The sequence below is a fragment of the Serratia sp. CY76391 genome (genome assembly GCF_052166695.1).
GTDB classification, from domain to species: Bacteria; Pseudomonadota; Gammaproteobacteria; order Enterobacterales; family Enterobacteriaceae; genus Serratia; species Serratia nematodiphila.
On record NZ_JBJNOJ010000021.1, the window covers coordinates 1 to 25,715 of the forward strand.

The following is a 25,715-nucleotide window of genomic DNA, read 5'->3' on the forward strand; positions in this document are numbered from 1 at the left end:
GTATATTACGCTTTCCTCTTTCAGAGTCAACCCCAATTTTCAGGATTTTTTCTCTTTCTTCCCGGCCGCTCTGTGAAGTGAATCACTTGCGCCGTGTCGATGGAGGCGCATTATAGGGATCCGAGTTTTTTGCACAACCCCTTTTTTGATCTTTTCTTCCTGTTTGCACACTTTTCAGCCCTTCCGAGTGGATCTTGTGCGATCAGGGCCATTTTCCGCAGGATCCGGCGCTGCGATTGGTTGTAATTCCATCGCCAGAGTCTAGTATTGCCGGTAAATATGATCCCGACGTGAGGCAAGCACCATGTCCGATGCAGTACGTTCTTATCTTCAATACACCCCCAAACTCGGTCAGCGCGTCTTGATCGATCCTTCCAGCGTCGTGATCGGCGACGTCGATCTGGCGGATGACGTCAGCATCTGGCCGCTGGTCGCCATTCGCGGCGACGTCAATGCGGTAAAGATCGGCGCACGCAGCAATATTCAGGACGGCAGCGTGCTGCATGTGACTCACCGCTCCGAACATAACCCCGACGGTTATCCCCTGTTAATTGGCGAAGACGTTACCGTGGGCCATAAAGCGATGCTGCACGGCTGCGCCATCGGCAACCGGGTGCTGGTCGGGATGGGATCGATCCTGTTGGACGGCGTAGTTGTAGAAGACGACGTGATGATTGGCGCCGGCAGTTTGGTGGCGCCGGGCAAACGCCTGGCCAGCGGCTATCTTTATATGGGTAGCCCGGCACGCCAGGTTCGGCCGTTGACCGCCGCCGAGTTGGAGGGATTGCTTTATTCTTCTAACAACTATGTACGCTGGAAAGATGAATACCTGTCGGAAGACATCTGATGGGCGCCCCGTTCCCTATAAAGAGAACGGGGTAGGATTTATGCCGCCAGCTCGCTGCGCAGCTGGCGCAAGACTGGTTCTATCTCTGGCATTACTCCGTGCCACAGCAGGAAAGCATGCGCCGCCTGCCCCACCAGCATACCCAGCCCATCGGCGTATTCCGTTGCGCCCTGCTGCTGCGCCCAGGCCAGAAATGGCGTAACGCCTTGCTGATAGAACATGTCATAACAACGGGTTCGCGCATTCACCACGCCTGCAGGCAACGCCGGGATCTCCCCGCTGATGCCGGACGCCGTCGCATTGATCACCAGATCGAACGCTTGCTGATCCAGTTGATCCATCGGCGCCGCCGAGATCTCCCCCAGATGCAGGAAAGCGTCGGCCAATTCCTGAGCCCGGCTGAAAGTGCGGTTGGTGATGGTGAGCCGGCAGCCGAAAGACAGCAGCGGCAGGATCACGCCGCGCGCCGCGCCGCCGGCGCCCACCAGCAGAATGCGATCCTGCGGCCGGATCAATTGCTGACGCTGTAGATCGGTCAGCAACCCGATGCCGTCGGTGTTATCCCCCAACAGCTCGCCATTAGGCAATACCTTCAGGGTGTTGACCGCACCGGCCATCGCTGCGCGCTCGCTCAGCTCAGAAGCGGCCGAATAAGCACGCTCCTTGAAAGGCACCGTGACGTTCGCCCCCAGCCCTCCGGCGCGGATAAACGCCTGCAGGCTGGTTTCAAAACCGTCTAACGGCGCCAACACCGTCCCATAAGGATGATCAATGCCGGTCTGGGCAGCAAACAGCGCATGAATTCGCGGCGACTTGCTGTGGCCGATAGGGTTGCCAAATACCGCAAACTTCTCCATGCCCATTACCTCTAGCCCTGACGGATCTGTTCGCCGGTCAGAGCATCTCTGATTTCGGAAGGGTTAAGACGGCCGCCTACCTTGCCGGCCAATACCGGGAAAGCCTCGCCGAACTGCCGTGTGACCTCATCCGCACTGCGGCACGGTTCCAGCCCACTGAGATTGGCGCTAGTCGATACCAGCGGCTTGCCGTACTGCCGGCACAGCAACTGCACCAGCGGATGATCGCTGACGCGCACCGCCAGTGAACTGAAACGCCCGGTCAACAAACGCGGCGTCTCCGGCCGAGCGGGCAAAACCCAGGTTACCGGCCCAGGCCAGCTGGCGAACATCGTCGCGCGCTGCTGTTCGCTGAGCGTACTGTCGTCAATATAAGGCTTAAGCTGCGCATAGTCGGCGGCGATCAAAATCAGCCCCTTTTCCCACGGCCGCTGTTTCAGCGCCAGCAATGCATTGACCGCCTGCTCGCTGTCGGGATCGCAACCCAGGCCGAATACCGCTTCGGTGGGGTAGGCAATCACCTGCTGTTGATGCAAAGCATCGATGATAGATAAAAGATTCGAGCTTAATTCTGAATTCATGATGTGATCATTCTGTAGTCGCAACGGGTTTTCCGCACAGCTTGCTGGCACAGCACAGGACGGGGCCCTTTGCCGTGCGCTTTTCCATCAGCAACGGGTAATGGCAGTAGGCGCATTCACCGGCGACGGGTTTAACGTTGAGAGCGAACTGGCATTCCGGGTAACGATCGCAGGAGTGAAAAACCTTGCCGTAACGCGACTTGCGCTGCAGCAGTTTGCCTTGGCCGCACTGCGGACAGGTAATGGCGGTTTCGTCAGGCTTGTCGATCACTTCTGTGTGATCGCACTGCGGATAATCGCTGCAGCCGATAAACATGCCATAGCGCCCCTGGCGCAGCACCAACGTCGCCTGACATTTCGGGCACTGTTGCCCATCCAACACCTTAACGACATGCCCATCGGCCTGTGCTTTCAGCGGACGAATATATTGGCATTCAGGGTACTGGGAACAGCCGAGGAAGGGGCCGTGGCGACCGCTACGGATCACCAGCTCGGCCCCGCATTCCGGACAGGGTTCATTTTGCCTGGCGGCAAAAATCGCGTTTTTTGTCATAACGTCTTCTATGCGCGTTATCGGCTCAATGCAGATAACCTTCGTTCACTTCAAACAACAGTTCTTCCATTTGCTGATAGGCGCTTTCATATCCGGGGATATTAAACAGCACCATCAACACGACCCATTTCAGATCTTCGAGATCGAATTCCGCATTATCCAAAGCCATAACGCGGTCGATAACCATTTCACGGGTTTCGAGGTTCAATACCTGAATCTGTTCCAGGAACAGGAGAAAACCACGGCAGCCGGCGTCCAAACGCGCGCTTTCCTCTTCGGTATAGATCCGCATCGCCAGCGGATCGGCATCCATAAAGTAAGGCGCATTTTGACCTTCTTGCAGGTCGGCCAACTTCTCAAGCCAATTCAACGCGTTGTAGATATCATCCTGATGAAACCCCGCCTGGGCGAGATCATCGGTCAGTTGATCCTGATCGACGCGCATCTCTGGTTCATTGTGGATATAAGTTTCAAACAAGTACATGAGTACGTCGAACATGGCTTGCCCTCCTTATTCGGACATAGCCGCCGGGTACAGCTGCGATCCACCCTGCTAACTCCAGCTCGAGTAACTTGATTACCACCACTGGCACAGGTTGGCCGGCACGTTCAGCGACGACGTCAACAGGTGTCACCTCATCTCCTACGTTAGCCAACACATCGGCAAATGGCAATTCAACTTCAGCCTGCGACGCACAAATAGTTGTATTTTCGTTCAGTGGCAACCACTGAAGGCCGCTTCCCAGCAATTCGGCGATATCTTTCGGCCCAGTCACCAGATGCGCGCCCTGTTGGATCAGCCAGTGCGTGCCTTCGCTCATCGGGTTCCCTAACGGCCCCGGCAAGGCGAATACCTCACGCCCTTGCTCCAGCGCATAGCGAGCCGTCACCAGGGTACCGCTGCGCAACGAGGCTTCTATGACCAGAACGCCCTGGCTCAGCCCGCTGATAATGCGGTTGCGGCGCGGAAAATGGTCGGCCAGGGGCAAATCGGTGACCAAATGATCTGAAATCACCGCACCGCCCTGCTCGACTATCTGCTCTGCGAGCCTGTGGTGCCGCCGCGGGTAGACATTGGCCAGCCCGCAGCCCAACACCGCTATCGTGCAACCCCCGGCCGCCAGCGCTGCGCGATGGCAAATGCCGTCGATGCCGATCGCCAAACCACTGGTGATGGTGAAACCGCAACGCGCCAATTCCTCGGCGAAATGGTTAGCCCAGCGCTCGCCGTAGTGGCTGAACTGCCGGCTGCCAACTATGGCAAGTTGCGGGCGCAACAGCGCCTGAGGATCTCCATCGATCAGCAGGAACAGCGGCGCATCGTCGATCTGAGCCAGGCATTCGGGATAGCCGGCCGCTGCATAGTTCAGCATACGGTGCGCCGGCACTTCCAGCCAGCGCAAGGTGGCCGCCAGATAACCGGGATCCGTCTGGTTGAACTGTGCCCGTTGCCGTTCATTCAATCCCAGTTCACGCAACGCGCGGCGAGGCTCGCCACCCATTTGCGATAACTGCCGCACGATCCGGCTGGCCACGACGGTCTGCAGCCCCGTAACCCCCCGCATCCGTAAAGCGATCTCTTCCGGCCGCATCCTCTGTTCCCTCAGCAAAAACGGTGGTATTACCAATCTGAGCAATTGGTGCGCAATGCTGTCAATCAGGCCGGGAAATGTCTAGAATAGAGGTTAAACCTCGTTCATTACTCGGATACAGATCTAAAGATATATGTCAGTCTTGCAGGTATTACATTTCCCAGACGAGCGTCTGCGCAAAGTCGCAGCGCCGGTAAAAGAAGTCAATGCAGATATCCAGCGCATCGTGGATGATATGTTTGAAACCATGTACGCAGAGGAAGGCATCGGCCTTGCTGCGACTCAGGTGGATATCCATCAGCGCATTATCGTGATCGACGTCTCCGAGAATCGCGATCAGCGCCTGGTGCTGATCAATCCGGAGCTGCTGGAAAAAAGCGGCGAAACCGGCATCGAGGAAGGCTGTCTTTCCATTCCCGAGCAGCGTGCATTGGTACCACGCGCCGCGCAGGTGAAGATCCGCGCGCTGGATCGCGAAGGCAAATCTTTCGAGCTGGAAGCAGACGATCTGCTGGCGATCTGCATCCAGCACGAGATGGATCACCTGATGGGTAAACTGTTCGTCGATTACCTGTCGCCGCTGAAGCGCCAGCGCATTCGTCAGAAACTGGAAAAAATGGCCAAGCTCCAAGCCCGCGCCTAACCGATCAGGAAATCAACGTGTCTGACTCTTTACGGATTATTTTCGCCGGAACACCAGACTTCGCAGCGCGTCATCTAGACGCGCTGTTGTCATCTGAGCACCAGATTGTCGGCGTTTTTACCCAGCCTGACCGCCCGGCAGGCCGCGGCAACAAGTTGACCCCAAGCCCGGTAAAAGTGCTGGCTGAACAACACCAACTGCCGGTATTTCAGCCCAAATCGCTGCGCCCAGAAGAGAACCAGCGCCTGGTGGCCGAACTTAACGCCGACGTGATGGTGGTGGTTGCCTACGGGTTGATCCTGCCGCAAGCGGTGCTGGATATGCCGCGTCTCGGTTGCATCAACGTACATGGCTCGCTGCTGCCTCGCTGGCGCGGCGCGGCACCGATCCAGCGTTCGCTCTGGGCCGGCGACAGCGAAACCGGCGTGACCATCATGCAGATGGACGCCGGCCTCGATACCGGCGACATGATGCACAAGATCGCCTGCCCGATTGAGAGCAGCGACACCAGCGCCAGTCTCTACGGCAAACTGGCCCAGCTCGGCCCGCAGGGCATGCTGACGACGCTGCGCCAAATGGCCGACGGCAGCGCCACCCGCGAAGTACAGGACGAAGCGTTGGTCACTTACGCCGAGAAGCTGAGCAAAGAAGAAGCTCGCCTGGACTGGAACCTGTCCGCCGCACAACTGGAGCGCTGCATCCGCGCCTTCAACCCTTGGCCGATCAGCTACTTCACCATCGACGATCAACCGGTAAAAGTCTGGCAGGCCAGCGTGCTGGCGCAAAGCGCCAACGCGGAGCCGGGCACCGTTGTCCATGCCGACAAGCACGGCATTCAGGTGGCGACCGCCGACGGCATCCTCAATCTGATCCAGCTGCAGCCCGCCGGCAAGAAACCGATGTCGGCGCAAGACCTTTTAAATTCACGTCGTGAATGGTTTACCCCGGGTAACCGGCTGTAAGCCACCCCACTGCCCGGCCGTTCATCGCCGGGCCGTTATTTTCTTAATGCCGATCGTTATCAGCTTTAGCCTATGAAAAATAATTACAATCTCCGCAGCATCGCTGCCAAAGCCATCGGCCAGGTGCTGGATCAGGGGCAGTCGCTCAGCACTGTCCTGCCGGCGCTGCAAACCTCCATCAGCGACAAAGATCGCGGGTTGCTGCAGGAGCTGTGTTTCGGCACGTTACGCGTGCTGCCGCAGCTCGAATGGTGCATTCAGCAATTGATGGCCAAACCGCTAACCGGTAAGCAGCGTACGCTGCACTACTTGCTGATGGTTGGCCTGTATCAGCTGCTGTATACCCGCATCCCGGCACACGCCGTGTTGGCGGAAACCGTGGAAGGTGCGGTAGCGCTGAAACGCCCGCAGTTAAAAGGCCTGATTAACGGCGTCTTGCGCCAATTTCAACGCCAGCAGGAAGAGCTGCTGCAGCGCGCCGCCAACAATGACAGCCGCTATCTGCATCCCAGCTGGCTACTGAAACGCATTCAGCAGGCTTATCCCGCCAACTGGGAACAGATCGTCGACGCGAATAACCAGAAGCCGCCGATGTGGCTGCGCGTCAACCGCCTGCATCATACCCGTGACGCTTATCTGCAGCTGCTGAACGACGCCGGCATCGCCGCGGAAACTCATGCAGACTATGCCGATGCAGTGCGTTTGCTGGCGCCTTGCGCCGTGACCGATCTGCCAGGGTTCGCCGAAGGCTGGGTCACCGTGCAAGATGCCTCAGCCCAGGGGTGTGTCGATCTGTTGGATCCGCAAAACGGCGAACAGATCCTCGACCTGTGCGCCGCACCCGGCGGCAAAACCACGCATATTCTGGAAGCGGCGCCGAAAGCACACGTCATGGCGGTCGATATCGACGAACAGCGCCTGGCGCGAGTCAAAGAGAACCTGCAGCGTCTGCGTTTGCACGCAGAGGTTAAACTGGGTGATGGCCGCACTCCGCAGCAGTGGTGCGGGGACAAGCAGTTCGACCGCATCCTGCTGGACGCGCCTTGTTCCGCCACCGGTGTGATCCGCCGTCATCCCGACATCAAATGGCTGCGCCGCGATCGCGACATCGCCGAACTCGCCGCACTGCAGGCAGAAATTCTGGAAGCCGTCTGGCCGCATCTAAAATCAGGCGGAGTGATGGTTTACGCCACCTGTTCTATCCTGCCGGATGAAAACAGCAACCAGATCGCCGCGTTCTTGCAACGCCACGCCGATGCCAAGCTGGTTGAAACCGGCGATGCGCAGCGGCCAGGGCGACAGAATATCCCGCATCCCGAGGACGGCGATGGCTTCTTTTACGCTAAGCTGATTAAAATGTAATGCTTCAGGGCGTGCGTGCGCGCCCTAAGTCTTTCAGTGTGAAGCAGAGAACACGATGAAAATAATTATTCTTGGTGCCGGTCAGGTTGGCGGGACGCTGGCGGAAAACCTGGTGGGTGAAAACAACGATATCACCGTCGTCGATACGGATTCCGGCCGCTTGCGTCAGCTGCAGGATAAATTCGATTTGCGGGTGGTTCAGGGGCATGGTTCCCACCCTCGGGTGCTGCGCGAAGCCGGCGCAGAAGACGCCGACATGCTGGTCGCCGTCACCAACTCCGACGAAACCAACATGATCGCCTGTCAGATCGCCTATTCTCTGTTTAATACCCCTAACCGTATCGCCCGTATCCGCGCGCCGGAATACATCCGCGAATCGGAGAAACTGTTCCTGCCGGAAGCGGTGCCAATCGACCATCTGATTTCGCCGGAGCAGCTGGTCATCGACTATATCTACAAGCTGATTGAATACCCTGGCGCGCTGCAGGTGGTCAACTTTGCCGAAGGCAAGGTCAGCATCGCCGCGGTTAAAGCCTATTACGGCGGCCCGCTGGTCGGCAATGCGCTCTCTTCAATGCGCGAGCACATGCCACATATCGATACCCGCGTCGCCGCCATATTCCGCCAGGATCGTCCGATCCGTCCGCAGGGCTCGACCATTATCGAAGCCGGTGATGAAGTGTTCTTCGTCGCCGCCTCACAGCATATCCGCGCGGTGATGAGCGAACTGCAGCGGCTGGAAAAACCCTATAAGCGCATCATGATCGTCGGCGGCGGCAACGTCGGCGCCGGCCTGGCCGCCAAGCTGGAAAAAGACTACAACGTCAAACTGATCGAGCGGAATCAGCAACGCGCCGCCGAACTGGCCGAACAGCTGCACGACACCATTGTATTCTACGGCGATGCCTCCGATCAGGAGCTGCTGGCCGAAGAGCACGTCGAGCAGGTGGATGTTTTCATCGCCATCACCAACGACGATGAGGCCAACATCATGTCCGCCATGCTGGCCAAGCGCATGGGCGCAAAAAAGGTGATGGTATTGATCCAGCGCCGCGCCTATGTCGATCTGGTGCAAGGCAGCGTGATCGATATTGCCATTTCCCCGCAGCAGGCAACCATCTCCGCGCTGCTTGGGCATGTGCGCAAAGCCGATATCGTCAGCGTCTCGTCACTGCGCCGCGGCGTGGCAGAAGCGATCGAAGCGATTGCCCACGGCGATGAAAGCACATCTAAAGTGGTCGGCCGCATCGTGGAAGACATCAAGCTGCCACCGGGTACCACCATCGGTGCGATCGTGCGTGGCGACGACGTGATCATCGCCAACGGCAACAGCAAAATCGAACAGGGCGATCACGTCATCATGTTTATTACCGACAAGAAATTCGTGCCGGACGTTGAACGCTTGTTCCAACCGAGCCCGTTCTTCTTGTAGAACGAATTTATTAGGCGATGGTCTATAATTGCGTAGTTGTTCTCTGCCTTGGGAGGAGATAAAACTTCTCTCCATTTGTGGCAAAGGGAAATTGCTTTGTTAAACTTGAGTTATTAATTCTGCAAGGGGTGCGTTCTATGAGTATGTTGAAAGAGTTTCGCGAATTTGCCATGCGTGGCAACGTGGTCGATCTGGCCGTCGGTGTGATTATCGGTGCTGCATTCGGCAAGATTGTTTCGTCCTTTGTGGCCGATATCATCATGCCACCGTTGGGCTTACTGATTGGCGGCGTCGATTTTAAACAGTTCCATCTGGTGTTACGTGAAGCTCAGGGCGCCGTACCGGCGGTGGTAATGAACTATGGTTCATTCATCCAGACCGTATTTGACTTTGTGATTGTCGCCTTCGCTATCTTCCTGGCGATTAAACTGATGAACAAGGTGCGCCGCAAGCAGGAAGAAGCGCCAGCAGCGCCGCCAGAACCAACCGCAGAAGAGAAACTGCTGACGGAAATCCGTGATTTGCTGAGCCAGCAACAGCAGCCAAAACTGTAAAACAGCATTAAGTTATGCCAATAAAAAGCCACCGATGAAGGTGGCTTTTTTAATGCCTTAAAACCAGAAAGCCAGTGGTAAATTATCGTTTGATAGTTTGCCACTGGCCTCCCAGTTACCGCCTTTGTTGTGTTTTTCTTTACGCCGATAGCTGCCTTTGCCTTTCACATTCTTTTCCACTCGTTGGCGGAATAGCGGGTCATGCAGCAGCGCCTCAATGGCGTTATCTTGAATCTGGCCTTTAGTGTGACGATATTTCGTCATGATAATGCTCCTGTAAAAGGTAGGGTAATAAAACGAGCCGATAATACTGCCGGCAATATAAAAATTAAAGTGCCGTCAGCAATCTTTTTTGCCTTTATCATCGCTGGCACCCTGTTCCAAGGCTTCCAGAATAGAACAATAGTTGCTGGTATGGGCAGTACCGCAGCAGGCGTCACTCAGGCGTTTCAACGATTCGCGCATGCGGGTCAGCTCCGCCAACTTGCTTTCCACTTCACTCAGGCGAGCATCGACGATCGACTTCGATTCCTGGCAGGTATGATGTTCAGGATCAACCCGGATCGACAGCAGTTCGGCGATCGTTTCCAGAGTAAAGCCCAACTGTTTGGCATAGCGAATAAAACGCAGCCGCTGCAGGTCCTGCTCCGTATACAGCCGATAACCGCCTTCGGTGCGGACATTGTGATCCATCATGCCCTGTTTTTCATAGTAACGCACGGTATCCGGCGTCACTTCGGCGAGCTTGGCCAACTGACCTATCTTGAACATTACCGCTCCTCTCGGGTGAACTTGCCATCAAGCGCGCGCTGATATTCGCCATGCAAGAAATCGGTGCTCATCCCAGCCTGACGCAGCCGGTGCTCCAGCAGTACCATGCGCTTGCTGAGATCGACATAGTGCGGATGTTCGCTATTAATCTCTTGCAGCAAGCGAGCAACGGTCAACGCCTCTTTACGATCTTCCAGCGCCGGCGGCAGGTAACCGGCATTTTTCAGCAAACGGTAACCGGCGCGTAGCTCGGGCGGCACCGCGCTGTCATCTTCCAGCGCCAGCGGCTGCCCCTGGCCAGGCAGGTTGTCGAACTCGCCTTTATCCTGAGCATCAAGGATATGACGCTCCGCCCATTGATCAAGCAACCCCATGACAGACAGCCTCGGTTAGCCTAATGATTAAGCCTTAGCATAGCGGATAGGGGCGGGGATCTTAAGCGCTACGGGGGAATTGCGCACATTTGGCTGGATTTGGACGTAAAAAAACCGGGCAAGCCCGGTTTTTTTACGCGTCTACAGATTACTCTGCAGTTGCTACTTCTGCTTGAGACTCAGCACGATCAACCAGCTCGATGTATGCCATCGGCGCGTTGTCGCCTGCGCGGAAGCCACACTTCAGAATGCGAGTGTAACCACCGGCACGGCTCGCGAAACGCGGGCCCAGCTCGTTAAACAGTTTTGCCACGATCTCGTTATCACGAGTACGGGCGAATGCCAGACGACGATTAGCTACGCTGTCGGTCTTGGCAAGAGTAATCAGCGGCTCAACAACGCGACGCAGCTCTTTTGCTTTTGGCAGGGTCGTCTTGATGATCTCATGACGAACCAAAGAGCCGGCCATGTTACGGAACATAGCCTGGCGATGGCTGCTGTTACGGTTCAGTTGACGACCACTCTTACGATGGCGCATGACCTTATCCTTCTCAGTAAAACCTTAACCTGTGATCCGGTTACTCGTCAGCAATGCTTGCCGGCGGCCAGTTTTCCAGGCGCATGCCCAGAGACAGACCACGTGAGGCCAGCACGTCTTTAATCTCGGTAAGAGATTTTTTACCCAGGTTTGGCGTTTTCAGCAACTCAACCTCGGTACGCTGTACCAGATCACCGATGTAGTGGATAGCTTCTGCCTTGAGGCAGTTAGCAGAGCGGACAGTCAATTCCAGATCGTCAACAGGGCGCAGCAAGATCGGATCGAATTCCGGTTTCTCTTCTTTAACTTCCGGCTGACGCACATCACGCAGGTCAACGAAAGCTTCAAGTTGTTCAGCCAGAATGGTGGCCGCACGGCGGATCGCCTCTTCAGGATCGATCGTGCCATTGGTCTCCATTTCGATGACCAGCTTATCCAAGTCAGTACGCTGTTCTACACGCGCAGCTTCAACATTGTAGGCGATACGCTCTACAGGGCTGTAGCAGGCGTCAACCAACAGACGACCGATTGGGCGCTCATCTTCTTCCGAATGAATTCGGGCAGAAGCCGGCACATAACCGCGACCGCGCTGAACTTTGATACGCATGCTGATAGCCGCGTTCTCATCAGTCAGGTGGCAAATCACGTGCTGAGGCTTGACGATTTCGACATCACCATCATGGGTGATGTCGGCAGCGGTCACAGGGCCAATGCCAGATTTATTCAGGGTAAGAATAACTTCGTCTTTGCCTTGAACTCTCACCGCCAGCCCTTTCAGGTTGAGCAGGATCTCCAGGATATCTTCCTGTACGCCTTCTTTGGTGCTGTACTCATGCAGTACACCATCAATCTCAACCTCGGTCACCGCGCAACCCGGCATAGATGAAAGCAGAATACGGCGCAGTGCGTTGCCAAGAGTATGGCCAAAGCCACGCTCTAAAGGCTCAAGGGTCACCTTGGCGTGCGTCGAACTGACTTGCTCGATATCTACCAGGCGCGGTTTTAGAAACTCTGTCACAGAACCCTGCATTGTGTCCTCTCTTTGGTACTAAGCTTTACTTGGAGTAAAGCTCGACGATCAGGTGTTCGTTAATGTCCGCAGACAGATCGGTACGTTCAGGCATACGCTTGAACACGCCTTCCATCTTAGCAGCATCAACTTCCAGCCAAGTCGGCTTTTCACGCTGCTCAGCCAGCTCCAGAGAAGCTTTAACACGAGACTGCTTTTTAGCTTTCTCGCGGATGCTGACTACGTCATTCGGAGATACCTGATAAGAAGCGATGTTAACAACGCGACCGTTTACCATAACTGCTTTGTGGCTAACCAGCTGACGTGACTCTGCACGAGTAGCGCCGAAGCCCATACGGTAAACAACGTTGTCCAGACGACCTTCCAGCAGCTGCAACAGGTTTTCACCGGTGTTGCCCTTCAGGCGGGTTGCTTCTTTGTAATAGTTGCGGAATTGACGCTCCAGAATGCCGTACATACGACGAACTTTCTGCTTCTCACGCAACTGAACACCGTAATCAGACAGACGCGGTTTACGCGCACCGTGCTGACCAGGTGCTTGTTCAATTTTACACTTGGAATCGATCGCGCGAACGCCAGACTTAAGGAACAGGTCTGTGCCCTCACGACGGCTCAGCTTGAGCTTAGGACCCAAATATCTTGCCATTTTCTTTCTCCAACAATCCTAAAAGCTGCGTTACACGCGGCGCTTTTTCGGCGGACGACAACCGTTATGAGGGATCGGAGTCACATCAGTAATGTTAGTGATGCGGAAACCAGCCGCGTTCAGAGCGCGGATAGTAGACTCACGACCAGGACCAGGTCCTTTAACCATAACTTCCAGGTTCTTGATACCGTATTCTTTCACTGCGTCAGCACAACGTTCTGCTGCAACCTGTGCTGCGAACGGAGTGGACTTACGAGAACCACGGAAACCGGAACCACCGGCTGTTGCCCAACCCAAAGCATTACCCTGACGATCAGTGATGGTAACGATGGTGTTGTTGAAAGAAGCATGGATATGAGCCACGCCGTCAGAGACTTGCTTTCTTACACGCTTACGTGTACGAACAGGTGCCTTTGCCATTATTCAATAACCCCGATTATTTCTTGATCGGCTTGCGCGGACCCTTACGGGTACGAGCGTTGGTCTTGGTGCGCTGACCGCGTACCGGCAGACCACGACGATGACGCAAACCACGATAGCAACCAAGGTCCATAAGACGCTTGATGCTCAGGGTAATTTCACGACGCAAATCACCCTCAACGGTGTATTTGGCAACTGCATCACGAAGCTTTTCGATTTGCTCTTCAGACAGCTCACTGATCTTAACATTTTCAGCAATACCCGTAGATGCACAGATAGCCTGTGAACGGGTTTTACCGATACCGAAGATCGACGTTAAGGCGATAACGGTATGTTTATGATCAGGAATGTTAATGCCTGCTATACGGGCCACTATGCACTCCTACTATTTTATACAGCAACACCATTCTGAAAAGCCCGTTTTCAGGATACTCAAATAATGTTGCAGTGCGACATACAAAAGATTGGCTGGCTAATCTAGCCAGCTCAACCCAACTTTGCAAGAAAAATATGCGAGATAATCAGCCTTGACGCTGTTTATGCTTCGGCTCGGCGCTGCAAATCACACGAACGACACCGTTACGCTTAACGATTTTGCAGTTACGACATAATTTCTTGACGGAAGCACGAACTTTCATTTTTACTCTCCGTAACTTCTCAAACGAATCTGACTAGCGGTTATAGCCTTTCAGATTTGCTTTCTTCAATGCAGACTCGTACTGACTTGACATCATCAGAGTTTGCACTTGAGCCATAAAGTCCATGATGACGACAACCACGATCAGTAGCGAGGTACCACCAAAGTAGAATGGTACTTTCATTGCATCACGCATGAACTCCGGGATCAGGCAGATGAAAGTAATGTACATCGCGCCCACCAGGGTTAAACGCGTCATTACTTTATCGATATACTTCGCCGTTTGCTCTCCCGGACGAATTCCTGGTACGAAGGCACCGGACTTCTTCAGGTTATCTGCTGTCTCACGCGGGTTGAAAACCAACGCCGTGTAGAAGAAACAGAAGAAGATGATTGCAGACGCATAGAGTAACACATAAAGCGGTTGCCCTGGCTGCAAATACAGCGAAATCGTAGTCAGCCAGTTCCAACCGGTACCGCCCCCAAACCATGATGCAATCGTGGCCGGGAACAGAATAATGCTGGAAGCGAAAATCGCCGGGATAACACCCGCCATGTTCACTTTCAACGGTAAGTGTGTACTCTGTGCTGCATAAACACGACGACCTTGTTGACGCTTCGCATAGTTAACGACGATACGACGTTGACCACGCTCGATGAAAACAACGAAGAAGGTTACTGCAAACACCAATACTGCAACCAACAGCAGCAGGAGGAAGTGCAGGTCGCCTTGCCGCGCTTGCTCAATAGTATGGGCCACTGCCGGCGGGAGCCCCGCTACAATACCCGCGAAGATAATGATCGAGATACCGTTGCCGATACCGCGCTCAGTAATCTGCTCACCCAGCCACATCAGGAACATTGTCCCGGTTACCAGGCTCACAACCGCAGTAAAGTAGAATGCAAAGCCTGGGTTTAACACCAGGCCCTGCATACCAGGCATATTCGGCAGACCGGTAGCAATACCGATCGACTGGAATATGGCCAATACCAGCGTACCGTAGCGGGTGTACTGGCTAATCTTGCGACGGCCAGCCTCCCCTTCTTTCTTAATTTCCGCCAACGCTGGATGAACCACCGTCAGCAGCTGGATAATGATCGACGCCGAGATATACGGCATGATCCCCAGAGCAAAGATAGAAGCACGGCTGAGGGCACCACCAGAGAACATGTTAAACATTTCAATGATAGTGCCTCTCTGCTGCTCAAGCAATTTGGCAAGCACAGTGGCATCGATACCAGGAATCGGAATGAAAGAGCCGATGCGGAAGACAATCAGCGCGCCGATGACAAACAAAAGTCTGCGCTTCAGCTCGCCGAGCCCGCCTTTAGCACTTTGAAAATCTAATCCTGGTTGCTTAGCCATCTGCTACTTATTCCTCAATTTTACCGCCAGCAGCCTCGATAGCAGCACGAGCGCCTTTGGTGACACGCAGACCACGCAGGGTTACCGGACGAGCGACTTCGCCAGAAAGTACAACTTTCGCGAATTCGATCTGGACACCAACTACGTTAGCGGCTTTCAGCGCGTTCAGGTCGATAACATCGCCTTCAACCAGAGCCAGTTCAGACAGACGAACTTCTGCCGTGATCATCGCTTTGCGTGAAGTGAAGCCGAATTTCGGCAGACGACGGTACAGAGGCATCTGACCACCTTCGAAACCACGACGTACGCCACCGCCAGAACGAGACTTCTGACCTTTGTGACCACGGCCGCCGGTTTTACCCAGGCCAGAACCAATACCACGACCTACACGCTTAGGCGCATGCTTGGCACCTTCAGCCGGAGACAGAGTATTTAAACGCATCTGTTACTCCTCAACTTTAACCATGTAGGAAACCAGGTTGACCATACCGCGAACAGCAGGAGTATCCTCGCGCTCTACGGTGTGACCAATACGACGCAGACCCAGACCGAGCAGAGTAGCTTTATGCTTCGGCAGACGGCCAATTGAGCTGCGAGTTTGTGTAACTTTAATAGTCTTAGCCATGGTCAATTACCCCAGAATGTCGGCAACGGATTTACCACGCTTAGCAGCGACCATTTCAGGAGACTTCATATTCGCCAGAGCGTCGATAGTTGCACGAACCACGTTGATCGGGTTGGTGGAACCATAAGCTTTAGCCAATACGTTGTGCACCCCAGCAACTTCGAGAACGGCGCGCATTGCACCGCCCGCGATGATACCGGTACCTTCATGAGCAGGCTGCATGAACACGCGAGAACCCGTGTGAGCGCCCTTAACAGGGTGCTGCAGGGTGCCGCTGTTCAGCGCGACGTTCATCATGTTGCGACGGGCTTTTTCCATCGCTTTCTGGATCGCTGCTGGAACTTCGCGTGCTTTGCCGTAGCCAAAACCAACGCGACCGTTACCATCACCAACTACAGTCAGTGCGGTAAAGCTGAAAATACGGCCACCTTTTACGGTTTTAGATACGCGGTTTACCGCGATCAGCTTTTCCTGCAGTTCGCCAGCTTGTTTTTCGATGTGAGCCATCTTAAACCTCTTCCTTAGAACTGAAGGCCAGCTTCACGGGCAGCATCTGCCAGTGCCTGGACTCGACCATGATATTGGAAACCGGAACGGTCAAAGGATACTTTCGCAATCCCTTTTTCCAACGCGCGCTCAGCCAGAGCTTTACCTACGGCTGCTGCTGCGTCTTTGTTACCGGAATACTTCAGTTGCTCCGCGATAGCTTTTTCTAAAGTAGAAGCGGCTACCAGTACTTCAGAACCGTTTGGAGCAATCACCTGTGCGTAAATGTGACGCGGGGTACGATGTACCACCAGGCGGGTTGCACCCAGCTCTTGGAGCTTGCGGCGTGCGCGGGTCGCACGACGGATACGAGCAGATTTCTTATCCATAGTGTTACCTTACTTCTTCTTAGCCTCTTTGGTACGCACGACTTCGTCGGCGTAACGAACACCCTTGCCTTTGTAAGGCTCAGGACGACGGTAAGCGCGCAGATCTGCTGCTACCTGGCCAATTACCTGCTTATCAGCGCCTTTCAGCACGATTTCAGTTTGGCTTGGGCATTCAGCAGTGATACCTGCCGGCAGCTGGTGATCGATAGGGTGAGAGAAGCCCAGGGCCAAATTCACCACGTTGCCTTTAACGGCAGCACGATAACCAACACCTACCAGTTGAAGCTTCTTGGTGAAGCCTTCGGTAACACCAACAACCATTGCGTTCAGCAGAGCGCGCGTGGTACCCGCTTGGGCCCATGCGTTAGCAAAACCTTCGCGCGGAGCGAAAGTCAGTGCGTTAGCTTCTTGCTTCACTTCAACGGCGTCGTGGATAGTACGAGTCAACTCGCCGTTTTTACCCTTAATCGAAATAACCTGACCGTTGAGTTTTACCTCTACGCCGGCAGGAATGACGACGGGTGCTTTTGCAACACGAGACATTCTTTCCTCCCGAATTAAGCTACGTAGCAGATAATCTCGCCACCAAGACCAGCCTGGCGAGCTGCACGATCGGTCATAACACCTTTAGAGGTAGAAACAACAGCGATACCCAAACCGGCCATAACTTTTGGCAGCTCATCTTTTTTCTTGTAGATGCGCAGACCTGGACGGCTGATACGTTGAATGCTTTCTACCACAGCTTTGCCCTGGAAGTACTTCAGTACCAGTTCCAGAACAGGCTTGGCGTCGCCTTCGATTTTGAAATCTTCAATAAAACCTTCTTCCTTCAGCACGTTGGCAATTGCCACTTTCAGCTTGGAGGAAGGCATGGTGACCGCAACTTTGTTCGCGGCTTGACCGTTACGGATACGGGTCAGCATATCCGCGATCGGATCTTGCATGCTCATCTGTCTTTACTCCCGTGATTCAATTGGTAATTACCAGCTAGCCTTTTTCAAGCCTGGTACTTCACCGCGCATAGCGGCTTCACGAAGCTTAATACGGCTCAACCCGAATTTGCCCACATAACCATGTGGACGGCCAGTTTGGCGGCAGCGTTTACGCTGACGAGACGGGCTGGAATCACGCGGCAGAGTTTGCAGCTTGAGAACGGCATTCCAACGATCTTCATCGGATGCGTTCACATCAGAGATAATAGCTTTCAGTTCAGCGCGTTTTGCAAAGAACTTGTCAGCTAATTTCACGCGCTTGACTTCGCGTGCTTTCATTGATTGCTTAGCCATCAGTAACCCTGCCTTACTTGCGGAACGGGAAGTTAAAAGCAGCCAGCAGCGCGCGGCCTTCATCATCAGATTTCGCAGTAGTGGTAATGGTAATATCCAAACCACGAACGCGATCGACTTTGTCGTAGTCGATTTCTGGGAAGATGATTTGCTCACGCACGCCCATGCTGTAGTTGCCACGGCCATCGAATGACTTGGCGGACAGGCCACGGAAGTCACGGATACGTGGAACAGCAATGGAGATCAGACGCTCAAAGAACTCCCACATGCGTTCGCCACGCAGAGTTACTTTACAGCCGATCGGATAGCCCTGACGGATTTTGAAGCCTGCAACAGATTTGCGGGCTTTGGTGATCAACGGTTTTTGACCGGAGATGGCTGCCAGGTCCGCTGCGGCGTTATCCAGCAGTTTCTTGTCAGCAATCGCTTCACCAACACCCATGTTCAGGGTGATCTTCTCGACCCGAGGGACTTGCATGACAGAGTTGTAATCAAACTGAGACATCAGTTGTTTGACTACCTCGTCTTTGTAGTAATCATGCAGTTTCGCCATCGTATTACTCCAAATTACTTGATAGTTTCGCTGTTAGACTTGAAGAAACGGACTTTTTTGCCGTCTTCGAATCTAAAGCCTACACGGTCAGCCTTGCCGGTAGCCGCGTTGAAGATAGCAATGTTAGAAACCTGAATTGCAGCTTCTTTCTCAACAATGCCGCCTGGTTGGTTCAGAGCCGGAACCGGCTTCTGGTGTTTCTTAACCAGGTTGATGCCTTCAACAATGACCTTGCCAGCAGACAGGACATTTTTTACTTTACCGCGCTTACCTTTGTCTTTCCCGGTAATCACGATAACTTCGTCATCACGACGGATCTTCGCTGCCATGTTCGCTCCTTAGAGTACTTCTGGTGCCAGAGAGATAATTTTCATGAACTTCTCATTACGCAGTTCACGAGTTACCGGCCCAAAAATACGCGTACCGATTGGCTGCTCGCTGTTATTGTTCAAAATAACGCATGCATTGCCATCGAAGCGAATGACAGAACCGTCCGGGCGACGTACACCCTTCTTGGTGCGCACCACTACCGCCTTCAGAACATCGCCTTTCTTCACCTTACCGCGAGGAATTGCTTCCTTGATGGTAATTTTGATGATGTCGCCGACGCCTGCGTAGCGACGGTGCGAGCCACCTAGAACCTTGATACACATTACGCGACGTGCACCGGAGTTGTCGGCGACGTTCAGCATAGTCTGTTCTTGGATCATTTTAGTGCTCCGCTAATGTCAACTACTACTTTAAAGACCCAAGTAAAAATTAGGCCGTTGAAAAGCCCCATAACCGAGGGCGCAGCATTATAACACCGCTTACTTGGTATGGGTAGAAAAAATAAACGGCTCATTTTCTGAGCCGTTTATTAAGTGAGAGCCAGCTACTCTATTACAGAATCGCTTTCTCTACAACGCGAACCAACGTCCAGGACTTGGTCTTGGACAGTGGGCGGCATTCGCGGATTTCCACCACGTCGCCGGTACCACATTCGTTGTTCTCGTCATGTACGTGCAGCTTGGTCGTACGTTTGATGAATTTCCCGTAGATTGGGTGCTTCACAGTACGCTCGATAGCAACAACGATGGATTTCTCCATTTTATCGCTAACAACACGACCCTGCAGGGTACGGATAACTTCAGTCATTTACACACCCGCCTTTTGAGTCAGTAAAGTCTTAACGCGTGCGACGTCACGACGCACTTGTTTCAACAGGTGAGTTTGTTGCAGCTGGCCACTGGCCGCCTGCATGCGCAAGTTGAATTGCTCACGCAGCAGGTTGAGCAGCTCGGCATTCAGCTCTTCAACGCTTTTTTCACGCAGCTCTTGTGCTTTCATTACATCACCGTCTTAGTTACAAAGGTGGTTTTGATCGGCAGTTTCGCTGCTGCCAGTTTGAATGCCTCGCGGGCAACCTCTTCTGGCACGCCGTCCATTTCGTACAGGACCTTACCAGGCTGGATCAGGGCAACCCAATACTCCACGTTACCCTTACCTTTACCCATACGCACTTCCAGCGGCTTCTCGGTGATCGGTTTGTCCGGGAATACACGGATCCAGATCTTGCCTTGACGCTTAACTGCACGAGTCATTGCACGACGAGCTGCTTCGATTTGACGAGCAGTCAGACGGCCACGGCCAACAGCTTTCAGACCGAAAGTGCCGAAGCTAACATCCGTACCTTGCGCCAGACCACGGTTGCGGCCCTTGTGCACCTTACGGAATTTTGTACGCTTTGGTTGTAACATCAGCGACTCTCCTTACTTGCGGCCTTTACGCTGCTGCTTTTTAGGTTGAGCAGCCGGTTCCGGTTGTTCAACTGCAGCCATACCACCCAGGATCTCACCTTTGAAGATCCATACCTTAACGCCGATTACACCATAAGTGGTGTGCGCTTCAGATGTGTTGTAGTCGATGTCCGCACGCAGAGTGTGCAATGGAACACGACCTTCGCGGTACCATTCGGTACGTGCGATTTCGGCGCCGCCAAGACGGCCGCTTACTTCAACTTTGATACCTTTAGCGCCAAGACGCATTGCGTTCTGTACTGCACGCTTCATAGCACGACGGAACATAACGCGACGTTCCAGCTGAGAAGTGATGCTGTCAGCAACCAATTTAGCGTCGAGTTCCGGTTTACGGACTTCGGCGATGTTGATCTGTGCAGGAACGCCAGCGATGTCCGCTACGACCTTGCGCAGTTTTTCGACGTCTTCACCTTTCTTGCCGATAACGATGCCTGGGCGAGCAGTGTGAATGGTCACACGGATGCTCTTCGCAGGACGCTCGATAACGATGCGAGAAACGGAAGCTTTCGACAGTTCCTTAGTCAGGAATTGACGAACTTTAAAGTCGCTGTCCAGGTTGTCAGCGAATTCTTTGGTATTCGCATACCAAGTAGAGTTCCAAGGTTTGACAATACCCAGGCGAATACCATTAGGATGTACTTTCTGACCCATTGCTAGTCTCCAGAGTCTCAGCGATCGGACACAACCACAGTAATGTGGCTGGTGCGCTTCAGGATGCGATCTGCACGACCTTTTGCACGCGGCATAATGCGCTTCATGCTTGGGCCTTCGTCTACGAAGATTTTCGTAACTTTCAGATCATCGATGTCAGCGCCATCGTTGTGTTCTGCGTTAGCAATGGCAGACTCCAGCACTTTCTTAACCAGACCAGCAGCTTTCTTGTTGGTGTAGGTCAGAGTTTCCAGAGCTTGCGACACTTTCTTACCGCGAATCAGGTCAGCAACAAGGCGAACCTTCTGAGCAGAAGAACGAGCGTGGCGATGTTTAGCGATAGTTTCCATCTCTTCCTCCTACCTTAGCGCTTTTTAGCTTTTTTATCAGCCGCATGGCCGCGATAAGTACGAGTCGGCGCGAATTCACCCAGTTTGTGACCGACCATTTCATCGGAAACGAACACTGGTACGTGCTGACGACCATTATGGACAGCGATGGTCAAACCGATCATGTTAGGAAAGATCGTTGAACGACGGGACCAAGTGCGCAAAGGCTTCTTGTCACCGCTTTCCACCGCTTTCTCTACCTTCTTCAGCAAGTGCAGGTCAATAAAAGGACCTTTCTTGAGAGAACGTGGCATGGCTTATCCTCTAATTATTTTTTGCTACGGCGACGTACGATGAACTTATCAGTACGCTTGTTGCTACGGGTCTTCTTACCTTTGGTCTGAACGCCCCACGGAGTTACCGGGTGCTTACCAAAGTTACGACCTTCACCACCACCGTGCGGGTGATCTACCGGGTTCATCGCCGTACCGCGAACGGTAGGACGAACACCACGCCAACGTGCAGCACCTGCTTTACCCAGAACGCGAAGCATATGTTCAGCGTTACCGACTTCACCCAGGGTGGCGCGGCAATCAGCTGGAACTTTACGCATTTCGCCGGAGCGCAGACGCAGAGTTACGTAGGAACCATCACGAGCAACGATCTGAACGTAGGCGCCAGCGGAGCGAGCCATCTGGCCGCCTTTACCTGGTTTCATTTCTACGTTGTGAACCGTTGAACCAACTGGAATGTTGCGCATCGGCAGGGTGTTACCCGCTTTGATTGCAGCATCAACGCCAGATTGAATCTGGTCACCAGCTTTCAGGCCTTTCGGCGCCAGGATGTAACGGCGTTCGCCGTCTTTGTACAGAACCAGCGCGATGTTCGCGGAACGGTTCGGATCGTACTCCAGACGCTCAACCACAGCAGGGATACCGTCTTTGTTGCGCTTGAAGTCAACCAGACGATAATGTTGCTTGTGGCCACCACCGATATGACGGGTGGTGATACGGCCATTGTTGTTACGACCACCGCTTTTGCTCAGTTTTTCCAGCAGCGGGGCATAAGGTTTACCCTTGTGCAGCTCAGGGTTAACCACTTTAACAACGTGGCGACGACCCGGAGATGTAGGTTTACATTTAACAATTGCCATTGTTCTTACTCCTCCGACTTACTCTGCGCCGCCGATGAAGTCCAGATTCTGGCCTTCTTTCAGGGTGACGTAAGCTTTTTTCCAGTCGCTACGACGACCAACACGCTGACCGTGACGCTTCACTTTCCCTTTAACTACCAGGGTGTTCACGTCTTTGACTTCGACTTCAAACAGTTTCTGCACTGCAGCTTTGATTTCTGCTTTGGTCGCGTCTTTGGCAACTTTGAGAACGATGGTGTTGCTTTTTTCCATCGCAGCGGATGCTTTTTCAGATACGTGCGGTGCACGCAGCACTTTCAGCAAACGTTCTTCACGGATCATGCCAGCATCTCCTCAACTTGCTTCACAGCATCAGCAGTCATAACCACTTTGTCGAAGGCGATCAGGCTAACCGGATCGATACCTGCTACATCGCGCACGTCAACCTTGTACAGGTTGCGAGCTGCCAGGAACAGATTCTCATCCAGTTCACCGGTCACGATCAGCACGTCTTCCAGAGCCATATCTTTCAGTTTCTGTGCCAGCAGCTTAGTTTTAGGCGCTTCTACAGAGAACTTCTCGACAACGATCAGACGATCTTGACGTACCAGTTCGGACAGGATGCTTTTCAGCGCGCCGCGGTACATCTTTTTGTTTACTTTCTGACTGTGGTCCTGTGGCTTAGCAGCAAAGGTCACGCCGCCTGAACGCCAGATCGGGCTCTTTACAGAACCTGAACGCGCACGGCCGGTGCCTTTCTGACGCCATGGCTTTTTGCCGGAACCAGTTACTTCAGCACGGGTCTTCTGAGCACGAGTACCTTGACGGGCACCTGCTGCATAAGCAACAACAACCTGGTGTACCAGCGCTTCGTTGAAATCACGACCGAAGGTAGTTTCGGAAACAGTCAGCGCGCTTTGCGCGTCTTTCAATACTAATTCCATTGCTATCCCCTTACGCCTTCACAGCTGGTTTAACGATCAGGTTGCCACCGGTTGCGCCCGGTACAGCACCCTTAACCAGCAGCAGGTTGCGCTCAGCGTCAACACGTACTACGTCCAGGCTCTGAACGGTTACGCGCTCATCACCCAGGTGGCCAGCCATTTTCTTGCCTTTGAACACTTTGCCCGGAGTCTGGTTCTGACCGATAGAACCCGGAACGCGGTGAGACAAGGAGTTACCGTGGGTAGCGTCTTGGGTACGGAAGTTCCAGCGCTTAACAGTGCCAGCAAAACCTTTACCTTTAGAAGTACCGGTAACATCGACTTTTTTAACGTCAGCGAAGATTTCTACGCTAATTTCCTGACCTGCAGCGAATTCTTGACCTTCTTCCAGGCGGAATTCCCACAGACCACGGCCAGCTTCAACGCCAGCTTTAGCGAAATGGCCCGCTTCCGGCTTGGTTACACGGTTAGCTTTTTTGCTACCAGTGGTAACCTGAACGGCACGGTAACCGTCGGTGTCCAGGCTTTTAACCTGAGTCACGCGGTTCGCTTCAATTTCAATTACGGTTACTGGGATAGAAACGCCATCTTCAGTGAAGATACGGGTCATACCCACTTTTTTACCGACTAAACCAATCATTGTTTCAACCTCTCAATCGCTCAATGACCTGATTAACCCAGGCTGATCTGCACGTCTACACCGGCAGCCAGATCCAGACGCATCAGAGCATCAACGGTTTTCTCGGTTGGCTCAACGATGTCAACCAGACGCTTGTGAGTGCGAATCTCGTACTGATCGCGCGCGTCTTTGTTGACGTGCGGAGAGATCAGAACGGTAAAGCGCTCTTTGCGAGTTGGCAGCGGGATCGGACCACGGACTTGCGCACCAGTGCGCTTTGCAGTCTCGACGATTTCCGCGGTTGATTGATCGATCAGACGATGATCAAACGCTTTCAGGCGGATACGGATTCTTTGGTTCTGCATGAGACCAGAGCTCCAATTATTTATAAACGTAAATAATTACTCCTCACACCCATTTCGATTGATGGGGGAGTGTAATCGTCAACATATAACCCCCATATCGGGAGTATTGTTCGAAAGGCGAAAAAGGCCTGCCAATCGACTGATTCGCTAAAATCAGGCTTACCAAGATTAGGTAAGCCCGCGCATTATACGCAAAATGGCCCAGGAAGCAAGCCGCAGTTGGAAATATGCTCAGGAAATCGTCATTTTTGCGCGTTCAGCGACGATCACAAGATGAAGGTGGCGATCAAGGTATGAATTATGCTTAGCGGGCAGCTCCCCTGCCCCGCCGTAAAAACGGTCGCCGGCAGGAGAGGCGATGACGAACGGAAGGCAGGCTTACTCTTTGCGTTCTAAAATCTGGGCCTGGGCATAGTTTTGAATGCCGAGGCGAGCGATCAGATCCAGCTCGGTTTCCAGCCAGTCGATATGCTCTTCTTCATCGGCCAGAATGTCGATCATCAAATCACGGCTGACATAATCGTGAATCGAGTCGGCGTAGGCGATACCTTCGCGCAGGTTCTTGGCGCCCGCCAATTCCAGCGCCAGATCGGAACGCAGCATCTCTTCAATGTCTTCGCCGATGTTCAGCTTACCGAGGTCTTGCAGATTAGGTATTCCTTCCAGGAACAGGATGCGTTCAATGTAGCGATCGGCATGTTTCATTTCGTCGATCGACTCGTGGTATTCCTTATCGTTGAGGCGCATTAAACCCCAATTCTTGAACATGCGGGCGTGCAGGAAATATTGATTGATGGCAACCAGCTCGTTGCCGAGCAGCTTGTTGAGGTGAGCAATGATCTTTTTATCGCCTTTCATAGGTAACTCCTCCTGGCCAGTTCTAAAAGTGTAGAACCTGTAAGCCAAGAGTCAAAAATAACCTTACCCTTTGTTAGGCAACTTCATGCATTGGGATGATAGTTCTGCGTTCCTCCACCATAATCTGTCTTGCCTGACGAATGCACTTTCCACAATCGGTACCAATCGGCACAAGTTCACGCAGCTGCTTCATGGTATGGGGATTGTGCTGACGCACCGCATTACGGATCGCTTTGTCAGTCACCGCATTACACAGACATACATACATAGAGAGACTCACTTCTTAACCAATGCATTGAGTCTAAATAGGAATGGTTTTTATTTCAATTAAGATTTATACAAATTGCATAAAAAAAGGGCACCGAAGTGCCCTTTTTTGTGTCGAAAAATTATTCGCGATTAAGCGATAACTTTAGCAACAACACCAGCGCCTACAGTACGGCCGCCTTCACGGATTGCGAAACGCAGACCGTCGTCCATCGCGATTGGGTGAATCAGGGTAACTTTCATGTTC

General features: G+C 53.3%; 44 protein-coding genes and 1 pseudogene. 6 read left to right on the forward strand and 39 right to left on the reverse strand.

All coding sequences use genetic code 11. The features are described from left to right. The first annotated feature begins 304 nt into the window (after window positions 1-304). Complete coding sequence (locus ACJ8PN_RS25100) at window positions 305-847, forward strand: gamma carbonic anhydrase family protein (protein ID WP_004929699.1); 543 nt, start codon at window positions 305-307, stop codon at window positions 845-847. A gap of 38 nt (window positions 848-885) precedes the next feature. On the opposite strand, the gene aroE is transcribed toward ACJ8PN_RS25100, so the two are convergent. The 5 genes from aroE to dprA are packed head-to-tail and all read right to left on the reverse strand — an operon-like array spanning window position 886 to window position 4,430. Next, complete coding sequence (gene aroE, locus ACJ8PN_RS25105; protein WP_171454854.1) at window positions 886-1,704, reverse strand: shikimate dehydrogenase; 819 nt, start codon at window positions 1,702-1,704, stop codon at window positions 886-888. An 11-nt stretch (window positions 1,705-1,715) separates the two neighbouring features. After that, complete coding sequence (gene tsaC, locus ACJ8PN_RS25110) at window positions 1,716-2,285, reverse strand: L-threonylcarbamoyladenylate synthase type 1 TsaC (RefSeq protein ID WP_351110223.1); 570 nt, start codon at window positions 2,283-2,285, stop codon at window positions 1,716-1,718. Window positions 2,286-2,292: 7 nt separating this feature from the next. Next, entirely contained in the window at window positions 2,293-2,838 is a 546-nt protein-coding gene (locus ACJ8PN_RS25115) for a DNA topoisomerase family protein (protein WP_004929705.1), read from the reverse strand. A 25-nt stretch (window positions 2,839-2,863) separates the two neighbouring features. Next, entirely contained in the window at window positions 2,864-3,337 is a 474-nt protein-coding gene (gene smg, locus ACJ8PN_RS25120) for a DUF494 family protein Smg (protein WP_004929707.1), read from the reverse strand. Beyond that, window positions 3,309-4,430, reverse strand: coding sequence for a DNA-protecting protein DprA (gene dprA, locus ACJ8PN_RS25125; RefSeq protein WP_442535351.1), 1,122 nt, complete (start codon window positions 4,428-4,430; stop codon window positions 3,309-3,311). Before dprA ends, smg begins: the two co-directional genes overlap by 29 nt. A gap of 133 nt (window positions 4,431-4,563) precedes the next feature. Here dprA and def point away from each other — a divergent pair, with 133 nt between their 5' ends. The 5 genes from def to mscL all read left to right on the forward strand — a co-directional run bounded on the left by def (window position 4,564) and on the right by mscL (window position 9,383). After that, window positions 4,564-5,073 (forward strand): peptide deformylase, encoded by a 510-nt coding sequence (def, locus tag ACJ8PN_RS25130; RefSeq protein WP_004929710.1) that lies wholly within the window; start codon window positions 4,564-4,566, stop codon window positions 5,071-5,073. Between the two features lie 17 nt (window positions 5,074-5,090). Further along, window positions 5,091-6,035 carry a methionyl-tRNA formyltransferase gene (gene fmt, locus ACJ8PN_RS25135; protein WP_411262032.1) on the forward strand — a complete coding sequence of 315 codons (945 nt, stop codon included), beginning with the start codon at window positions 5,091-5,093 and terminating at the stop codon, window positions 6,033-6,035. A 72-nt stretch (window positions 6,036-6,107) separates the two neighbouring features. Then, complete coding sequence (gene rsmB / locus ACJ8PN_RS25140) at window positions 6,108-7,397, forward strand: 16S rRNA (cytosine(967)-C(5))-methyltransferase RsmB (RefSeq protein WP_048326283.1); 1,290 nt, start codon at window positions 6,108-6,110, stop codon at window positions 7,395-7,397. A 55-nt stretch (window positions 7,398-7,452) separates the two neighbouring features. Continuing rightward, window positions 7,453-8,829, forward strand: a complete 1,377-nt coding sequence (trkA, locus tag ACJ8PN_RS25145; RefSeq protein ID WP_004929716.1) for a Trk system potassium transporter TrkA — start codon at window positions 7,453-7,455, stop codon at window positions 8,827-8,829. Between the two features lie 137 nt (window positions 8,830-8,966). Next, window positions 8,967-9,383 carry a large-conductance mechanosensitive channel protein MscL gene (gene mscL / locus ACJ8PN_RS25150; protein WP_004929718.1) on the forward strand — a complete coding sequence of 139 codons (417 nt, stop codon included), beginning with the start codon at window positions 8,967-8,969 and terminating at the stop codon, window positions 9,381-9,383. Between the two features lie 57 nt (window positions 9,384-9,440). Here mscL and ACJ8PN_RS25155 read toward each other — a convergent pair whose 3' ends face one another. The 34 genes and pseudogenes from ACJ8PN_RS25155 to ACJ8PN_RS25320 form a co-directional block, all read right to left on the reverse strand. Beyond that, window positions 9,441-9,647, reverse strand: coding sequence for an alternative ribosome-rescue factor A (locus ACJ8PN_RS25155; protein WP_004929720.1), 207 nt, complete (start codon window positions 9,645-9,647; stop codon window positions 9,441-9,443). Window positions 9,648-9,722: 75 nt separating this feature from the next. Beyond that, window positions 9,723-10,154 (reverse strand): Zn(2+)-responsive transcriptional regulator, encoded by a 432-nt coding sequence (gene zntR, locus ACJ8PN_RS25160; RefSeq protein ID WP_004929722.1) that lies wholly within the window; start codon window positions 10,152-10,154, stop codon window positions 9,723-9,725. Continuing rightward, the gene (locus tag ACJ8PN_RS25165; RefSeq protein ID WP_351110218.1) at window positions 10,154-10,528 is read right to left on the reverse strand and encodes a DUF1992 domain-containing protein; all 375 of its coding nucleotides are present in this window, start codon (window positions 10,526-10,528) and stop codon (window positions 10,154-10,156) included. The genes zntR and ACJ8PN_RS25165 overlap by 1 nt, the downstream gene beginning before the upstream one ends. 148 nt (window positions 10,529-10,676) lie before the next feature. After that, on the reverse strand, window positions 10,677-11,066 hold the full coding sequence (gene rplQ, locus ACJ8PN_RS25170; RefSeq protein ID WP_004929726.1) for a 50S ribosomal protein L17: 390 nt from the start codon (window positions 11,064-11,066) through the stop codon (window positions 10,677-10,679). A 40-nt stretch (window positions 11,067-11,106) separates the two neighbouring features. Beyond that, the gene (locus ACJ8PN_RS25175; RefSeq protein ID WP_002919219.1) at window positions 11,107-12,096 is read right to left on the reverse strand and encodes a DNA-directed RNA polymerase subunit alpha; all 990 of its coding nucleotides are present in this window, start codon (window positions 12,094-12,096) and stop codon (window positions 11,107-11,109) included. Window positions 12,097-12,121: 25 nt separating this feature from the next. Further along, the gene (gene rpsD, locus ACJ8PN_RS25180) at window positions 12,122-12,742 is read right to left on the reverse strand and encodes a 30S ribosomal protein S4 (protein WP_004929729.1); all 621 of its coding nucleotides are present in this window, start codon (window positions 12,740-12,742) and stop codon (window positions 12,122-12,124) included. A gap of 30 nt (window positions 12,743-12,772) precedes the next feature. Further along, window positions 12,773-13,162, reverse strand: coding sequence for a 30S ribosomal protein S11 (gene rpsK / locus ACJ8PN_RS25185; protein ID WP_004929731.1), 390 nt, complete (start codon window positions 13,160-13,162; stop codon window positions 12,773-12,775). 16 nt (window positions 13,163-13,178) lie between these two features. Continuing rightward, a complete protein-coding gene (gene rpsM, locus ACJ8PN_RS25190) occupies window positions 13,179-13,535 on the reverse strand; it encodes a 30S ribosomal protein S13 (RefSeq protein ID WP_004929734.1) in 357 nt (118 codons plus the stop codon). Window positions 13,536-13,683: 148 nt separating this feature from the next. Further along, window positions 13,684-13,800 (reverse strand): 50S ribosomal protein L36, encoded by a 117-nt coding sequence (gene rpmJ / locus ACJ8PN_RS25195; protein ID WP_002227352.1) that lies wholly within the window; start codon window positions 13,798-13,800, stop codon window positions 13,684-13,686. A 33-nt stretch (window positions 13,801-13,833) separates the two neighbouring features. Next, the gene (secY, locus tag ACJ8PN_RS25200) at window positions 13,834-15,165 is read right to left on the reverse strand and encodes a preprotein translocase subunit SecY (RefSeq protein ID WP_004929740.1); all 1,332 of its coding nucleotides are present in this window, start codon (window positions 15,163-15,165) and stop codon (window positions 13,834-13,836) included. Between the two features lie 7 nt (window positions 15,166-15,172). After that, window positions 15,173-15,607 carry a 50S ribosomal protein L15 gene (gene rplO, locus ACJ8PN_RS25205; RefSeq protein WP_004929742.1) on the reverse strand — a complete coding sequence of 145 codons (435 nt, stop codon included), beginning with the start codon at window positions 15,605-15,607 and terminating at the stop codon, window positions 15,173-15,175. A 3-nt stretch (window positions 15,608-15,610) separates the two neighbouring features. Continuing rightward, on the reverse strand, window positions 15,611-15,790 hold the full coding sequence (gene rpmD / locus ACJ8PN_RS25210; protein WP_048232028.1) for a 50S ribosomal protein L30: 180 nt from the start codon (window positions 15,788-15,790) through the stop codon (window positions 15,611-15,613). A gap of 6 nt (window positions 15,791-15,796) precedes the next feature. Further along, a complete protein-coding gene (rpsE, locus tag ACJ8PN_RS25215; RefSeq protein ID WP_004929747.1) occupies window positions 15,797-16,297 on the reverse strand; it encodes a 30S ribosomal protein S5 in 501 nt (166 codons plus the stop codon). 14 nt (window positions 16,298-16,311) lie between these two features. Then, a complete protein-coding gene (gene rplR / locus ACJ8PN_RS25220) occupies window positions 16,312-16,665 on the reverse strand; it encodes a 50S ribosomal protein L18 (RefSeq protein WP_004929748.1) in 354 nt (117 codons plus the stop codon). A gap of 9 nt (window positions 16,666-16,674) precedes the next feature. After that, the gene (rplF, locus tag ACJ8PN_RS25225) at window positions 16,675-17,208 is read right to left on the reverse strand and encodes a 50S ribosomal protein L6 (protein ID WP_004929751.1); all 534 of its coding nucleotides are present in this window, start codon (window positions 17,206-17,208) and stop codon (window positions 16,675-16,677) included. A 14-nt stretch (window positions 17,209-17,222) separates the two neighbouring features. Next, entirely contained in the window at window positions 17,223-17,615 is a 393-nt protein-coding gene (rpsH, locus tag ACJ8PN_RS25230; RefSeq protein WP_004929753.1) for a 30S ribosomal protein S8, read from the reverse strand. 30 nt (window positions 17,616-17,645) lie between these two features. Beyond that, a complete protein-coding gene (gene rpsN, locus ACJ8PN_RS25235) occupies window positions 17,646-17,951 on the reverse strand; it encodes a 30S ribosomal protein S14 (protein WP_004929754.1) in 306 nt (101 codons plus the stop codon). Between the two features lie 13 nt (window positions 17,952-17,964). Continuing rightward, window positions 17,965-18,504, reverse strand: a complete 540-nt coding sequence (gene rplE, locus ACJ8PN_RS25240) for a 50S ribosomal protein L5 (protein WP_004929756.1) — start codon at window positions 18,502-18,504, stop codon at window positions 17,965-17,967. 14 nt (window positions 18,505-18,518) lie between these two features. Next, window positions 18,519-18,833 carry a 50S ribosomal protein L24 gene (gene rplX / locus ACJ8PN_RS25245; RefSeq protein WP_004929758.1) on the reverse strand — a complete coding sequence of 105 codons (315 nt, stop codon included), beginning with the start codon at window positions 18,831-18,833 and terminating at the stop codon, window positions 18,519-18,521. Window positions 18,834-18,842: 9 nt separating this feature from the next. Next, complete coding sequence (rplN, locus tag ACJ8PN_RS25250) at window positions 18,843-19,214, reverse strand: 50S ribosomal protein L14 (protein ID WP_000613954.1); 372 nt, start codon at window positions 19,212-19,214, stop codon at window positions 18,843-18,845. Window positions 19,215-19,386: 172 nt separating this feature from the next. Continuing rightward, the gene (gene rpsQ / locus ACJ8PN_RS25255; protein ID WP_004929760.1) at window positions 19,387-19,641 is read right to left on the reverse strand and encodes a 30S ribosomal protein S17; all 255 of its coding nucleotides are present in this window, start codon (window positions 19,639-19,641) and stop codon (window positions 19,387-19,389) included. Further along, window positions 19,642-19,833 (reverse strand): 50S ribosomal protein L29, encoded by a 192-nt coding sequence (gene rpmC, locus ACJ8PN_RS25260; RefSeq protein ID WP_004929762.1) that lies wholly within the window; start codon window positions 19,831-19,833, stop codon window positions 19,642-19,644. It lies immediately after the preceding gene. Further along, entirely contained in the window at window positions 19,833-20,243 is a 411-nt protein-coding gene (gene rplP, locus ACJ8PN_RS25265) for a 50S ribosomal protein L16 (RefSeq protein ID WP_004929764.1), read from the reverse strand. The genes rpmC and rplP overlap by 1 nt, the downstream gene beginning before the upstream one ends. A 12-nt stretch (window positions 20,244-20,255) precedes the next feature. Next, window positions 20,256-20,954, reverse strand: a complete 699-nt coding sequence (rpsC, locus tag ACJ8PN_RS25270) for a 30S ribosomal protein S3 (RefSeq protein ID WP_004929766.1) — start codon at window positions 20,952-20,954, stop codon at window positions 20,256-20,258. 17 nt (window positions 20,955-20,971) lie between these two features. Beyond that, the gene (gene rplV / locus ACJ8PN_RS25275) at window positions 20,972-21,304 is read right to left on the reverse strand and encodes a 50S ribosomal protein L22 (RefSeq protein ID WP_002223844.1); all 333 of its coding nucleotides are present in this window, start codon (window positions 21,302-21,304) and stop codon (window positions 20,972-20,974) included. A gap of 14 nt (window positions 21,305-21,318) precedes the next feature. Beyond that, a complete protein-coding gene (gene rpsS, locus ACJ8PN_RS25280; RefSeq protein ID WP_004929772.1) occupies window positions 21,319-21,597 on the reverse strand; it encodes a 30S ribosomal protein S19 in 279 nt (92 codons plus the stop codon). 14 nt (window positions 21,598-21,611) lie between these two features. Next, a complete protein-coding gene (gene rplB / locus ACJ8PN_RS25285; RefSeq protein ID WP_004929775.1) occupies window positions 21,612-22,436 on the reverse strand; it encodes a 50S ribosomal protein L2 in 825 nt (274 codons plus the stop codon). An 18-nt stretch (window positions 22,437-22,454) separates the two neighbouring features. After that, window positions 22,455-22,757, reverse strand: coding sequence for a 50S ribosomal protein L23 (gene rplW / locus ACJ8PN_RS25290; protein ID WP_004929776.1), 303 nt, complete (start codon window positions 22,755-22,757; stop codon window positions 22,455-22,457). Then, the gene (gene rplD / locus ACJ8PN_RS25295) at window positions 22,754-23,359 is read right to left on the reverse strand and encodes a 50S ribosomal protein L4 (RefSeq protein ID WP_004929779.1); all 606 of its coding nucleotides are present in this window, start codon (window positions 23,357-23,359) and stop codon (window positions 22,754-22,756) included. Before rplD ends, rplW begins: the two co-directional genes overlap by 4 nt. A 10-nt stretch (window positions 23,360-23,369) precedes the next feature. Beyond that, window positions 23,370-23,999, reverse strand: coding sequence for a 50S ribosomal protein L3 (rplC, locus tag ACJ8PN_RS25300; protein ID WP_015379265.1), 630 nt, complete (start codon window positions 23,997-23,999; stop codon window positions 23,370-23,372). A 32-nt stretch (window positions 24,000-24,031) separates the two neighbouring features. Then, window positions 24,032-24,343 carry a 30S ribosomal protein S10 gene (gene rpsJ / locus ACJ8PN_RS25305; RefSeq protein WP_001181005.1) on the reverse strand — a complete coding sequence of 104 codons (312 nt, stop codon included), beginning with the start codon at window positions 24,341-24,343 and terminating at the stop codon, window positions 24,032-24,034. Between the two features lie 378 nt (window positions 24,344-24,721). Beyond that, entirely contained in the window at window positions 24,722-25,201 is a 480-nt protein-coding gene (gene bfr, locus ACJ8PN_RS25310) for a bacterioferritin (protein WP_004929784.1), read from the reverse strand. Between the two features lie 73 nt (window positions 25,202-25,274). Further along, on the reverse strand, window positions 25,275-25,469 hold the full coding sequence (gene bfd / locus ACJ8PN_RS25315) for a bacterioferritin-associated ferredoxin (RefSeq protein WP_171454861.1): 195 nt from the start codon (window positions 25,467-25,469) through the stop codon (window positions 25,275-25,277). 131 nt (window positions 25,470-25,600) lie between these two features. Next, a pseudogene (locus ACJ8PN_RS25320) lies at window positions 25,601-25,715 on the reverse strand (EF-Tu/IF-2/RF-3 family GTPase); the annotation flags it as partial.